We start from the raw sequence: 13,027 nt of genomic DNA on the forward strand, positions 1-13,027 counted from the left end.
GTATGACACGGGTCGTCGAAGGAATAGCGACCGGTTGCCGGAGTAGAAACACACTGTGTAGAAAAACTTTGGAAAAATACAGGAGGAATTTTAGAAGATGATGCCATTAGAAGGAATTAAAGTACTGGATCTTACACGTATTCTAAGCGGACCGTTCTGTACGATGACGCTCGCTGATTTAGGTGCGGAAGTGACCAAAATTGAAAGCCCAAACGGTGATGATACGAGACAATGGGGACCACCTTTTATCGGGGATGAGAGCGCTTATTTCTTAAGCATCAACCGAAACAAAAAGAGTGTTGTCTTGAATTTGAAAGAAGAAAAAGGAAAAGAGATTTTTTACAAGCTCGTAGAAGAGTCAGATATTGTCGTGGAGAACTTCCGACCGGGAACGCTTGATCGGCTCGGTATTGGCTATGAATCTCTGAAAAAACATAACCCTCGCATTATTTTAGGATCCATTTCTGGGTTTGGCCAATCAGGTCCGTATTCGAAAAAACCAGGTTACGATGTACTTGCACAAGGTATGGGCGGTTTGATGTCTGTAACAGGTGAGCCGGGCGGAACCCCTGTAAAAGGTGGATATTCGCTTGCCGACATTGGATCCGGCATGTGGGCAATCATTGGTATTCTAGCGGCTTTGCGTGAGCGCGAAATTTCAGGGGAAGGCCAGTGGGTTGATTCTTCCTTGCTCGACACGATGGTCTCTTGGCAGACGTATTTGGCTGGAAACTATTTTGCGACGAAAGAAAATCCAAAACCTTTAGGAGGCGCACACCCGAATATCGTTCCTTACGAGGTATTTAAAGCGTCCGACGGGTATTTCATCCTGGCAGTAGGAAATGACAGCCTCTGGCAGCGGTTCCTCGATGTTCTCGGTGAAGATAAGTTCCGTGATGAGCGTTTCGCTACGAACCCACAGAGAGTGGAGCACCGTGATGAGTTAGTAGCAATGCTGAACGACACCTTCCAGTCTAAGACGAAGGACGAGTGGGTAGAAATTATTGAAAAAGCAGGTGTGCCATGTGGACCTGTTAATAAATTCTCCGATGTCTTGAATGATCCACATGTCAAAGAGCGAGAGATGGTCGTTGAAAAAGAACATCCAAAGTTAGGCACTTTCCAAATGCTTGGTATTCCTGTAAAACTGTCAAGAACACCAGGGCAGATTGAAAGCATACCGCCTGGACTTGGAGAGCATTCAGAAGAAGTGTTAAAAAGGCTCGGCTACACAGATGAAGAAATTGAATCTTTTAGCAAAAATGGAATTACTAATTAAGTATTGGATAGAAATTAGCTTCCTGGTTTACATGCCAGGAAGCCTATTTTTGATTAATACTGTTCCTTATCATACATTCACTATCGTCATACACGCCTCATGAAATAGTCGCAAACACTTTTTTACCATATAGCGACGCGTTTTCAATAAAACCCGAAAAAAAGCGAACCCCGGGTGGTCCCCTGAGACTCGCAGATCAGTCATTGTTTTCTTTATTGTATTGATCGATACCCTTTTTAAAGAGTTCCAGCACGATATCATGCTGCGACTTGCTCATCACATGGTCTCTGATTTCATTCAATTCCGCAACGAGGTCAGCGTCGAGATGGATGTTCACTGTTTTACCTTTATCGACAGGCTGTATCTCGATCCCACCATTCTTTTCTTTTGCCTGCCCCTCAACCAACATATCCTTGGAGTACCACGTTTTATCCGGTATCCAAATTCCCTCTCCTTCAAAATAGATCTCTTTTAAATCATCGCTGAAGGTGATTTCAGCTAATTTCGTGTTGTCCCGATTAGCGTCTCTAATCTCACGGGCCTTTTTTTGATTATCAAGGGTATTTTTCATTTTAATTTTTGCTTTCATGGCATTCACCCTCTATTCTTTTTTTGTAAGGAATTCTTCTTTTACATTCTTAATTACTTCAAATGTGTCTTCTGCTTGGATTGTGTAATGAAACTGATCTAGCTCTAAAACGGAATCAACTACGGTTCCGGTGATAATTTCGTTATCAGGCTGATTTATTTCAACCAGGTCCAATATGTCAAATTCAGGGTGAAGATACCCCTTCTCGTGTAAAAAACTGTGCGTGTCAACTTTAGGATACAGAAAACGTTTTTTCCCTTGCTTCGTTCGAAGTGCCCAGAACTTGTCCTTTTCATCAATGACTTCTCCTAGATATCCTTCATCGGCCCATCGTTTCACTGTAGACATATTTATTTTTTTACCAGTGTTTTTATATATTAAATCAATGATTTCCTTAGAAGAAATGTAGTGTTTGCGTTCTTTCTCTTGTTCAATAACTACCGTAAGTTGCTTTCGCATATTCTGTAATTCTTGTTCATATTCTTTAATCTTGTCTTCGGTTGCTCTTATTAATCCCTCGAGTTCTTTTCGTTTCATCGCCTTCACTCTTCCTCTTTCTATGTCTCGTTCATGGGCCCGTTATTGTTTTCAGCAAGCTTAAATCCTAATGGTTCGAGTCTATATATAGTTAATATGCAATGAAAGTAAATTTAATAATATATTTAGATGTTTATTAATATATATAAGTATATCAATAAAAAGGCTGTAAACATACCATTTATCCCAAAAGAAATGATAATGATTATCATTAATATACTAATATTTAGAAAAATATCAATAGATTTTTAAAAAAATATTTTAAGTTAAAATCTGTTATTTCCTTGGATTACCGCTATTCGACAAGGGTCGTGATTATTTGTTCAAAAACAGCAATATATTAAATGCAATTAATGTTATTGACAATACGATATTGATATTATAATATTACACTCAAGAAGATTAAGAAAATTTCAAAGGGGGTGAATAACAGAAAAGCCTGAGTTTGGATAGGAGTCACGCTAAACATATGGAGGGATGTAACAGTGGCAGTTACAGAAAAAACACGAGTTTACCATAATGTAATAGGTGAAAATTCTGTCCCGGCCTCTACGGGAAAGACGTTTACCGTCACGAACCCGTCGGACACACGAATTGAACTGGGTATCTGTCAGCAGTCCAATGAAGAAGATGTACATGCAGCAGTGGCCGCTGCAAAAGAAGCGCTGCCGACTTGGCGAGAAGAAGCAGCACCGGAACGAGGAACTTATATTTTACGAGCTGCAGCTTATATTGAAGAACGTTCCGAAGAATACATTGAACAGCTAATTAAAGAAGTAGGGAAATCTTATAAAGATGCAAAAGCTGAGGTAGTGCGCACAGTCCGCTGCATGCGATATCTTGCCGGTGAAGCGGAACGTTTAAAAGGCGAAACGGTTCCGTCTTGGGACAAGGAAGTAATCGGCTACACGAAGCGTGAAGCGATCGGTGTTGTTGGTGTGATTACTCCATGGAACGTACCGCTTGCGATTGCCGCGTGGAAAATTGCAACAGCACTTACCTGCGGATGTACCGTTGTCTTTAAACCGTCTAGTCAAACTCCTGTTGTCAGCTACTGGCTGGTGGAAGCATATCAAGCAGTTGGACTTCCTGGCGGGGTACTGAACTTTGTGACAGGTCCAGGGTCAAAAGTTGGTAACGCGCTTGCAAACCATCCAGAAATTAAAGCCCTTAGCTTTACAGGATCAAACGGGGTTGGACTTGCGATCAATGAACTGATTGCAAAGCGGGGTGCGCGTTTTCAAGCAGAAATGGGTGGTAAAAACCCTTTTGTTGTTCTCGAAGATGCAGATCTAGAACTTGCCGCCAATCATGTTATTGCAGGAGGGTTTGGTGAGAGTGGACAACGGTGTACCGCTACAAGCCGCGTGATTGTTGTGAAAGCGATTGCAGATAAATTCATCGACATTCTTGTTAAAAAAGTTAAAAAGCTTAACATAGGAAATCCATTAAACTCTGATTCAGACATGGGGCCGGTAATAGACAAAGGATCCATGGAAGATATTCTACGCTATATCGAAATTGCGAAAGAAGAAGGCGGAGAATTGCTTGCCGGAGGCAGTCAGTTGACAGAGGGCGATCATGCGCACGGCTATTTTGTAGAACCTACACTATTCCGCAATATCACTCCAGACAAAACCATTGCCCAGGAAGAAATTTTCGGTCCTGTCATCAGTATCATGGAGGCAGACGATTTCGATCAAGCATTAGAATGGGCAAACCAAGTAGAATACGGCTTATCATCTACCATTTATACGAACGACCTGGAACGTGCCATGAAGTTTGTCAACAGTATTGAAGCAGGCTTTACCCACGTGAATATGCCATCCACTTACAGTGAGCCTCAGTACCCATTTGGGGGCATTAAAGATACTGGAGTTGGCGGCTTTAGAGAAGTGGGCAGCACGGCAATTGATTTCTACACAGAATACAAAACAGTCTATATCAAACCACACGGAAATAAGTAAGGAGGGTGTCCGTATGAATATGAATCGTTTTAAAGAAAAGTCGATTTCCCTGGTAGATTTAGAGAGTAACTTTCAAGAGATAGAACCAGATCTCGCTCCGAACGAGACGATTGACGAATCTAACCGCTGTCTGTACTGTTATGACGCACCATGTATAAAGGCCTGTCCAACTGGTATTGATATTCCATCCTTTATTAAGAAGATTGCTTCTGGAAACCTGAAGGGTTCTGCTCGCGTTATCATGGAAGCTAACCCAGTAGGTGCGAGCTGTTCCCGCGTATGTCCAGTTGAGGAATTGTGCGAAGGCGCCTGCGTACTGAATGATGCCTCCATGCCGATCATGATCGGTAACTTGCAGCGTCATGCAACGAACTGGGCAATCAAAAATAACGCTACTTTGTTTGAGGCTGGCGAAGACAATGGCAAGAGCGTTGCTATTGTTGGTGGAGGACCAGCTGGACTTGCTTCAGCACGTGAACTTGCTCGACTCGGTTTCAAAGTGACTATTTTTGAAGCAAAAGAAAAAGCCGGCGGACTCGACACTTACGGAATCGTTTCTTTCCGTCTCCCGCAGGAGGTTTCTCTCTGGGAAGTAGAACAAGTAGAAAAACTTGGTGTAGAGATCCGTACCAATACGATGGTAGGCCGTGACATCTCAGTGGATGACATTGTAAACGGTTACGATGCAGTTGTGCTTGCTGTCGGAATGTCTAAAGTACCAATGCTTGGCATTGACGGAGAAGATGCGAAAGGCGTTTACGATGCAATTGAATATGTAGAAAGCACGAAAACACCTCCATTTAGCAAAGACATTGTTGGCAAGAAAGTTGCGGTTATCGGGGCTGGAAACACAGCAATTGACGCAGCTACTTGTTCTGTACGACTCGGTGCTGAAGAAGTAAATATGGTGTACCGCCGTACGGAAGCAGAAATGACAGCATATGAATTTGAGTATGAATTCGCCAAACAAGACCGCATTGGTTTCAAGTGGTTGACACAGCCGGTGGGAATCTTAACAAACGAAAAAGGCGAAGTTAACGGCCTTAAATGTGTGAAGATGGAGCTTGGTGAACCAGAAGCAGATGGCCGCCGTCGTCCGAAACCGGTAGAAGGTTCCGAGTTTGTAATGGAAGTGGATGCCGTCATTAAAGCGATTGGCCAATCCCGTTATGTGGATCTGATCGAAGAGTTCGGTCTAGAACATAAGTGGGGCATTGTACAGATTAACCAAGATACCTTCCAGACTTCGAATCCAAAGGTTTACTCAGCAGGTGACGTGATCTTCGGTGACGGACAAGGGGAAGCAATGGTTGTTACGGCAGCGGAACAGGGTAAACAGGCAGCTTATGCGATTCATAAAGAATTGATTGGTGAAACCGAGACTGCAGCTGTTTAAATGAATTTACTATAAAGTCAGGAGGTATTTATATATGGTAGACTTGCGTACAAATTTTGCTGGTATTAAAGCACCTAACCCATTTTGGCTGGCTTCGGCGCCGCCGACAAATACAGGGTATCAAGTGCAAAGAGCTTTTGAAGCAGGATGGGGCGGAGCTGTTTGGAAAACATTAGGGGATCCGATCTTGAACGTATCTTCCCGCTTTGCCGGAACAAGCTTTAACGGTCAGCAAGTTGCAGGCTTTAACAACATTGAATTAATTTCAGACCGTCCACTTGAAGTGAACCTACAAGAAATCTATGAAACAAAAAAGAAGTACCCGAACCATGCCGTAATCGCGTCTCTAATGGTAGAACCGACACAAGAAAAGTGGCATGAAATCGTAAAGAAAACACAAGCAGTCGGTGTTGACGGCTTTGAACTTAACTTTGGCTGTCCGCATGGTATGGCAGAACGTGGAATGGGTGCTGCTTCCGGGCAGGTGCCGGAGCTTGTACAAAAGCAAACTACGTGGGCGAAAGAAGCGGCAGAAGTGCCGGTTATTGTTAAACTTACTCCGAACATCACAGATATTACAGCGACTGCTTATGCAGCAGTTCAGGGCGGGGCAGACGCGATCAGCATGATCAACACGATTAACAGTCTCGCCGGAGTAGACTTAGACAGCTGGAATACGATTCCGAACGTAGCGGGCAAAGGTGCACACGGTGGTTACTGTGGACCTGCTGTTAAGCCAATCGCGTTGAACATGGTAGCTGAATGTGCGCGTGATCCAGAATTAAACAACATCCCAATCTCCGGAATGGGCGGTATCTCTACTTGGCAGGATGCAGTTGAGTACATGCTGATGGGAGCAGGAAGCGTACAAGTTTGTACAGCAGCAATGCACCACGGTTTCAGTATCGTCGAAGATATGGTTGACGGGTTGTCTAACTATATGGAAGAAAAAGGTCTCCAATCTCTTGATGACATTGTAGGAAAGTCTGTTCCTAAGTATTCCGACTGGGGTAACTTGGACTTGAACTTTAAAACCGTAGCACGCATCAATAACGATGTATGTATTAACTGTAACAAGTGTCACATCGCTTGTGAGGACACTTCTCACCAGTGTATCGATATGCTGACTGCAAACGACGGTACAGAGTATTTGGAAGTACGTGAAGAAGACTGTGTTGGCTGTAACTTGTGTTCTATTGTCTGCCCGGTTGACGGAGCTATTGACATGATTGATATTCCTAGTAAAGAACCAATGACTTGGAACGAGCGTCAAGCGGCAATTAAGCAATCTGCAACTAGTGCAAAAGAGTTAATCTAATCTTTTCTAAATCAACAGATAGGGGCTGATACGCATGAAGAAGTTAATTAAAAACGGCACAATTGTCACTGCAACTGACCAATACGAAGCTGATATTCTAATCGAAGATGAGAAAGTAGCAGCAATTGGTGTTAATTTGAATGAGCAGGCCGACGAAGTTATAGATGCCCAAGGAGCGTATATTTTCCCAGGCGGTATCGACCCACACACACATTTGGATATGCCTTTCGGGGGCACGATGACAGCTGATGATTATGAAACAGGCACGATTGCGGCAGCACACGGTGGTACTACTTCCATTGTTGACTTCTGTTTAACAGAAAAAGGACAGCCACTGCAAAAATCAATTGACAAGTGGCATGAAAAGGCTAACGGGAAAGCAGTTATCGATTATGGATTCCACTTGCAGCTTTTAGAAGCAACGGAAAATACCTTAAAGGAACTTCCAGCTATCGTAAAAGACGGGATTACTTCTTTTAAAGTATTTATGGCTTATAAAAATGTCTTCCAGGCAGACGATGAAACACTTTACAAAGCACTTCTTACGGCAAAAGAAGAAGGCGCACTCGTCATGGTCCATGCGGAGAATGGTGACGTCATCGATCACTTGGTAAAAGAAGCATTAGCAAACGGCAATACAGATCCAATTTATCATGCGCTGACAAGACCGCCGGAAGTAGAGGGAGAAGCAACAGGAAGAGCCGCCCAGCTTACAGGGCTTGCTGATTCCCAGCTGTATGTCGTTCACGTCAGCTGCCAGGAAGCGATTGAAAAAATCGCGGAAGCAAGAGAGAAAGGTTTCCGTGTATATGGTGAGACTTGTCATCAATATGTAACGCTAGACGTCTCACATTTAGATCAGCCGAACTTTGAAGGGGCAAAGTACGTTTGGTCACCACCATTACGTGATAAGAAAAACCACGAGCTGATTTGGAAAGCAATTCAAAACGGCACCTTGCAAACGATAGGGTCTGACCAGTGCTCATTTAATTTCAAAGGCCAGAAAGACCTTGGTATTGACGACTTCACGAAGATTCCAAACGGAGGCCCACTTATTGAGGATCGTTTCAGCATTATGTTCTCAGAAGGTGTGAGAAAAGGCCGCATCTCAATCAACCAATTTGTCGATCTAGTTTCGACACGTACTGCCAAACTGTTCGGTATGTTCCCGAAAAAAGGAACAATTGCTGTGGGCAGTGACGCTGATATTGTTATTTTTGACCCGAACGCAGAAAGAACGATTTCCGCGGAAACACATCACATGAACGTAGACTATAATCCATTCGAGGGCATGAAGGTAACAGGTGAACCGATTTCTGTACTATCCAGAGGCGAGTTTGTCATCCGTGAAAAAGAATTTGTCGGTAAGCCAGGACGCGGTCAATTTATGAAACGTAAACGTTTTAATGAAGATGCAGTAATTGAAACAGCTACTGCGAAATAAATTGATCTGCTGGTAGGAAGGCAGAAAGCGAACTGAGCGGGATAAAGAGGAGGGCCTCCTCTTTATCCTAAAACTTCATGGGGCAAACACGGAAGGAGTACAGTTTATGAAATCCGATAATAGCTATCTAAAGTCCCCTGACCTGCTTCCTATTCCTCACAACAAGAGAGAAATTAATACGCTTGGTTTCTTTATATTGTGGATTGGAATGGCTGTTGTATTAGCAGCTTTTGCTGTTGGTGGTGCAGGCGTTCAAGAAATGCCCCTTATTTGGGTGTTAGTTGCATCGTTTGCAGGTTGTCTTATTATTGGGGGATTCATTTGTTTAATTGCAGACATAGGGGTTGAACACGGCATATCTTTTCCGGTCTACTTACGAGCTCCGTTCGGAGTGGTGGGAACGCATCTTCCTGCGGGGTTACGTGGTCTTGCTGCATCAATTTGGTTTGGTATTAACACGTACTTTGGAGCAGCAGCAATAAATGGCATTCTTAATATTGCTTTTGGGTTTGATAACTGGTTTGTCTGCTTTGTTTTGTTTGTTGTAGCACAGGTTATTAATACATCAATCGGCATTAAAGCGATTGAAAAATTTGCAAATTTGGCTGCACCGACAATAATTATTATTTCCATCTGGATGTATAGCAGTCTTAGCAGTCAAGCAGCTGCAATTGATCGTGATGTATGGAGCTGGGTTGAAAGCCCTGTTTCAGGCGGACTCTTGTTTAGTGCCGTTATGATGGTCATTATTGGTAATATGGGATATTGGGCTACATTAGCTGCTGACATTTCTTCCTTATCCCGTTTTATTAAAGCGCCTCAAAATGAAAGAAACTGGTTTAAACGTAACAAAAGTGTATGGGTTGGAACACTTGTGGCTCTCCCGCTTACACAGACATTTGTCGTAGCGATCGGGGGCGTTGCGTATATTGCCGTTGGAAACTACGACCCGATTGTAGCGCTACAGGAGTCTTCTACGGGGATTGTGTTGGCGATTCTTTTACTTATGATCGTACTGGCACAGTGGTCAACAAACACGACCGCGAATCTAGTACCGGCAGCCACAATATTTTCAAACATTGGCGGACCTAGAGTGCCATTTTACTCCGGGGTTATCCTCGCAGGCATTATCGGTATGGTGACTCAGCCATGGAATTTATTTGATGTACTCATGCCGTTTCTCACTGTCGCCGCCGGAATCCTCGCAGGTATTATCGGGGTCTTATTTGCGGACTACTACTTAATCCGCAAAAGGCGAGTGAACGTGCCCGATCTGTATGAAAAGCACGGACAGTTCCAGTTCCATTACGGATTTAACTGGGCTGGGATCATTGCTTGGGCTGTCAGCGGGGTTTTTGCTACTGTATTTTCAACTTATTCCTTTTTCGTAGGGTTCGTCTTTGGGGCAGTTGTTTACTACGTACTTGCTAAATATTGGTGGTTTAAGAAGTACCCGCAAGCTGAACTCGATGAACCGGATGATGAGCAATATTTAGGCATTACAGTCGGCAGAGACTGGGAGATTGAAAGCAACGAGAATGAATCATCGCGAGATTACGTTGCTGCAACAAGAGACTGAATATTATGGAATAGAAAAGGGAGATGAAACAATGTCATCACACAAAGAATTTTTAGAAGAAAAGGAAAAAATTGATAAATTAGTTGAAAACGGTTTCCGTATTGCGAAAGTTGAGGAAAATTTAAGTGGTGCATTTGTCGATTTTGAAAAGCCGAATGAGAAAAAACAAGTAGAAAAGAAACAGCTTCATATTTTGAATGCAGATGCTAGAATCTATTTCTCTAACCTGTTAATTAAACAGCAGAAACAGCAATAAGCGAATACTGTTGAAAATAAGGGAGGAACGCTTCTTGAGTTTAAAAGAAAAAGCTTTAGCCGTTCACCGACAATATAAGGGCAAATTATCTGTCGAAGTAAAAACTCCAGTGGAAGGAGCAGAAGATTTAAGTTTAATCTATTCTCCTGGGGTAGCTGAACCTTGTAAGGCGATAGCTGAAAATGAAGACGAGATGTATAACTACACAATCAAAGGAAATAGTGTAGCCGTTGTGACAGACGGTTCAGCTGTTCTTGGCCTTGGTAACATTGGTGCTGGAGCGGCTATGCCTGTCATGGAAGGAAAAGGAGCGCTCTTCAAATTATTCGGGGGAATCGATGCCATTCCCCTCTGTTTAAATACTAATGATGTGGACCAAATTGTCGAAACGGTTAAGCTCTTAGAACCAACATTCGGCGGCGTGAACTTAGAAGACATTTCTGCTCCAAATTGTTTTGTTATCGAAGAACGATTAAAACAAGAAATGAATATCCCTGTATTTCACGATGACCAGCACGGGACAGCTATTGTTACAGCTGCGGGTCTTATAAACGCTTTGAAATTAACGGATAAGCGCCTAGCTGACATTAAGGTCGTCGTCAATGGTGCCGGGTCTGCTGGAATTGCTGTTGTGAAACTACTGTTATCAATGGGTGTGCGGGATATTGTATTGTGTGATTCAAAAGGACCTATCTATGCAGGGCGTCCTTATGGAATGAATGAAATTAAAGAAGAAATTGCTTGCCAGACAAATTTGGGTAATATGGATGGATCATTGGAAGAGGCAGTCAAAGGGAGCGACGTATTCATCGGAGTCTCGGTGGCCGGAGCGCTGACTGCTGAAATGGTGCAATCGATGAATGAAGATGCGATTATCTTTGCAATGGCGAATCCTGATCCGGAAATTTTACCGGAAACCGCTAAAGCTGCTGGTGCCAGAGTGATCGGAACGGGGAGATCGGATTTTCCGAACCAAATTAATAATGTTCTGGCATTTCCTGGGATTTTTCGTGGAGCGCTTGACGTGCGCGCTTCGGCTATCAATGAAGACATGAAAGTGGCTGCTGTTTATGCCATTGCCGACCTGATTGAAGACGGTGAACTTCATGAGGATTACGTGATCCCGTCACCATTCAATGAGCAAGTAGCCACTCGTGTTGCAGAAGCCGTCGCAAACGCCGCCATTAAAAGTGGAGTGGCAAAGAGTAAACCAAAGGCACAAACAATTACAGCAGATGTATAAATTAAATCAGTGATCTTCAGAGTGGAGGGTTTTGCATGACAACGGAAGTAAACACCAAAAACCTTGTTCAAAAAGATAAAGAACATTTGTGGCACTCCATGTCCAAGTACAATGAGAAAGCGGTACCAACCGTAGCCAAACAAGGTGAAGGCTCTTGGTTTACTGATATTGACGGTAATAAATTTTTAGACGGAGTATCCGGCCTCTGGTGCTTAAACCTCGGCTACGGACGGGAAGAAATAGCGAAAGCAGCTTATGAGCAAATGGTGAATGTCTCCTACTTCCCGCTCACGATGAGCCATGTACCAGCGATTGAATTGTCGGCGAAGTTAAGTGAACTTCTAAAAGGATCGTATACGACATTTTTCTCCAACAGTGGATCGGAAGCAAATGAAGTGGCATTTAAAATTGCCCGGCAGTATCACTCACAAAGCGGTCATCCTGAAAAATATAAAATAATTTCCCGCTACCGTGCTTATCATGGTTCTACATTAGGGGCACTTAGTGCGACTGCCCAAGCGAATCGTAAGTCGAAATACGGTCCAAGTGCCCCTGGGTTTCTTCAGGTCCCGCCTCCGTACAGCTACCGCAGCCGTTTCGGGGAAGGCGCTGACAGTGACTTGGCAGCGGCTGACTATTTAGAAGATGTTATTAATTTTGAAGGACCGGAGACGGTAGCTGCTGTCGTTTTAGAACCATTCATCTCAGGCGGTGGTGTCCTAGTACCGTCTCCTGGATACTTAACAAGAGTTCAAGAGATTTGTAAGAAATACGACGTACTTCTCATCGCTGACGAAGTAGTTTCCGGGTTTGGCCGCACTGGTGAAATGTTTGGTTTCATGCACTCCGAGGGTGTCCAGCCCGACATTGTAACAATGGCAAAAGGACTGACAGCAGGTTACTTCCCGCTTGGTGCAACAGCTGTATCCACGGCCATTTATGATGAGTTTAAAAAACAAGGTGATAGTGAGCATTTCCGTCATGTTTCCACATTCGGCGGCCATCCGGCAGCATGTGCGGTCGGGCTTAAGTCCATCGACATTCTAGAAAGAGAGAATGTAACCGCAAGAGTAGCCAGCAAAGGAAAGGATATTCTAAGCGAGCTACGTGAACTAGAACAGTTCGACACAGTTGGGGAAGTAAGAGGCGCTGGTTTCTTGTTTGGTATTGAATTAGTTACTGACAAAGAATCCAAGACCCCAAATGAAGAGCTAACGGTTAAGGTCATTGCCGCGTGTAAAGAAAAGGGTTTGATTATCGGGCGCAACGGCGACACCGTTCCCCGTCATCAAAACGTGCTCATTATTGCACCGCCGCTCACGTCAACCGATGAAGATCTTCGTTTCTTACTTGACACGGTTAAGACGGCTGTGGAAGACAATCAATAGAAGAACTAAATAACATCAGGAACAAAAACCC

At 43.6% G+C, this 13,027-nt stretch carries 11 protein-coding genes; 9 read left to right on the top strand and 2 right to left on the bottom strand.

The window, feature by feature from the left end; genetic code table 11:
* The first annotated feature begins 97 nt into the window (after positions 1-97).
* Entirely contained in the window at positions 98-1,279 is a 1,182-nt protein-coding gene (locus LOR49_RS11490) for a CaiB/BaiF CoA transferase family protein (RefSeq protein ID WP_240376844.1), read from the top strand.
* Positions 1,280-1,475: 196 nt separating this feature from the next.
* On the opposite strand, the gene LOR49_RS11495 is transcribed toward LOR49_RS11490, so the two are convergent.
* Together LOR49_RS11495 and LOR49_RS11500 are read right to left on the bottom strand one after the other, a co-directional pair.
* Positions 1,476-1,868 carry a hypothetical protein gene (locus tag LOR49_RS11495; protein ID WP_240376845.1) on the bottom strand — a complete coding sequence of 131 codons (393 nt, stop codon included), beginning with the start codon at positions 1,866-1,868 and terminating at the stop codon, positions 1,476-1,478.
* Positions 1,869-1,880: 12 nt separating this feature from the next.
* On the bottom strand, positions 1,881-2,405 hold the full coding sequence (locus tag LOR49_RS11500; protein ID WP_240376846.1) for a hypothetical protein: 525 nt from the start codon (positions 2,403-2,405) through the stop codon (positions 1,881-1,883).
* A 485-nt stretch (positions 2,406-2,890) separates the two neighbouring features.
* Here LOR49_RS11500 and LOR49_RS11505 point away from each other — a divergent pair, with 485 nt between their 5' ends.
* The 8 genes from LOR49_RS11505 (at position 2,891) to LOR49_RS11540 (ending at position 12,996) form a co-directional block, all read left to right on the top strand.
* On the top strand, positions 2,891-4,372 hold the full coding sequence (locus LOR49_RS11505; RefSeq protein WP_240376847.1) for an aldehyde dehydrogenase family protein: 1,482 nt from the start codon (positions 2,891-2,893) through the stop codon (positions 4,370-4,372).
* Positions 4,373-4,391: 19 nt separating this feature from the next.
* Positions 4,392-5,768, top strand: a complete 1,377-nt coding sequence (locus LOR49_RS11510; protein WP_240376875.1) for an NAD(P)-dependent oxidoreductase — start codon at positions 4,392-4,394, stop codon at positions 5,766-5,768.
* Between the two features lie 34 nt (positions 5,769-5,802).
* Complete coding sequence (gene preA, locus LOR49_RS11515; protein WP_240376848.1) at positions 5,803-7,086, top strand: NAD-dependent dihydropyrimidine dehydrogenase subunit PreA; 1,284 nt, start codon at positions 5,803-5,805, stop codon at positions 7,084-7,086.
* A 34-nt stretch (positions 7,087-7,120) separates the two neighbouring features.
* Positions 7,121-8,530: a dihydropyrimidinase gene (gene hydA, locus LOR49_RS11520; RefSeq protein ID WP_240376849.1), complete on the top strand. Its 1,410-nt coding sequence runs from the start codon at positions 7,121-7,123 to the stop codon at positions 8,528-8,530.
* Between the two features lie 106 nt (positions 8,531-8,636).
* Positions 8,637-10,109 carry an NCS1 family transporter gene (locus LOR49_RS11525; RefSeq protein WP_240376850.1) on the top strand — a complete coding sequence of 491 codons (1,473 nt, stop codon included), beginning with the start codon at positions 8,637-8,639 and terminating at the stop codon, positions 10,107-10,109.
* Positions 10,090-10,365: a hypothetical protein gene (locus LOR49_RS11530; protein WP_420830436.1), complete on the top strand. Its 276-nt coding sequence runs from the start codon at positions 10,090-10,092 to the stop codon at positions 10,363-10,365. Before LOR49_RS11525 ends, LOR49_RS11530 begins: the two co-directional genes overlap by 20 nt.
* Before the next feature lie 34 nt (positions 10,366-10,399).
* Entirely contained in the window at positions 10,400-11,608 is a 1,209-nt protein-coding gene (gene ystJ, locus LOR49_RS11535; protein WP_240376851.1) for an NADP-dependent malic enzyme, read from the top strand.
* A gap of 35 nt (positions 11,609-11,643) precedes the next feature.
* Positions 11,644-12,996 carry an aminotransferase gene (locus tag LOR49_RS11540; RefSeq protein WP_240376852.1) on the top strand — a complete coding sequence of 451 codons (1,353 nt, stop codon included), beginning with the start codon at positions 11,644-11,646 and terminating at the stop codon, positions 12,994-12,996.
* Positions 12,997-13,027 lie beyond the last annotated feature (31 nt).

The organism is Bacillus piscicola (assembly GCF_022458745.1).
Classification (GTDB): Bacteria; Bacillota; Bacilli; order Bacillales; family Marinococcaceae; genus Alteribacillus_A; species Alteribacillus_A piscicola.

Coding starts and splice junctions, on each gene's coding strand:
- hydA (WP_240376849.1), top strand. CDS start 7,121: ATGAAGAAGTTAATTAAAAACGGCACAATTGTCACTGCAACTGACCAA.
- preA (WP_240376848.1), top strand. CDS start 5,803: ATGGTAGACTTGCGTACAAATTTTGCTGGTATTAAAGCACCTAACCCA.
- LOR49_RS11500 (WP_240376846.1), bottom strand. CDS start 2,405: ATGAAACGAAAAGAACTCGAGGGATTAATAAGAGCAACCGAAGACAAG.
- LOR49_RS11540 (WP_240376852.1), top strand. CDS start 11,644: ATGACAACGGAAGTAAACACCAAAAACCTTGTTCAAAAAGATAAAGAA.
- LOR49_RS11495 (WP_240376845.1), bottom strand. CDS start 1,868: ATGAAAGCAAAAATTAAAATGAAAAATACCCTTGATAATCAAAAAAAG.
- LOR49_RS11490 (WP_240376844.1), top strand. CDS start 98: ATGATGCCATTAGAAGGAATTAAAGTACTGGATCTTACACGTATTCTA.
- LOR49_RS11525 (WP_240376850.1), top strand. CDS start 8,637: ATGAAATCCGATAATAGCTATCTAAAGTCCCCTGACCTGCTTCCTATT.
- LOR49_RS11510 (WP_240376875.1), top strand. CDS start 4,392: ATGAATCGTTTTAAAGAAAAGTCGATTTCCCTGGTAGATTTAGAGAGT.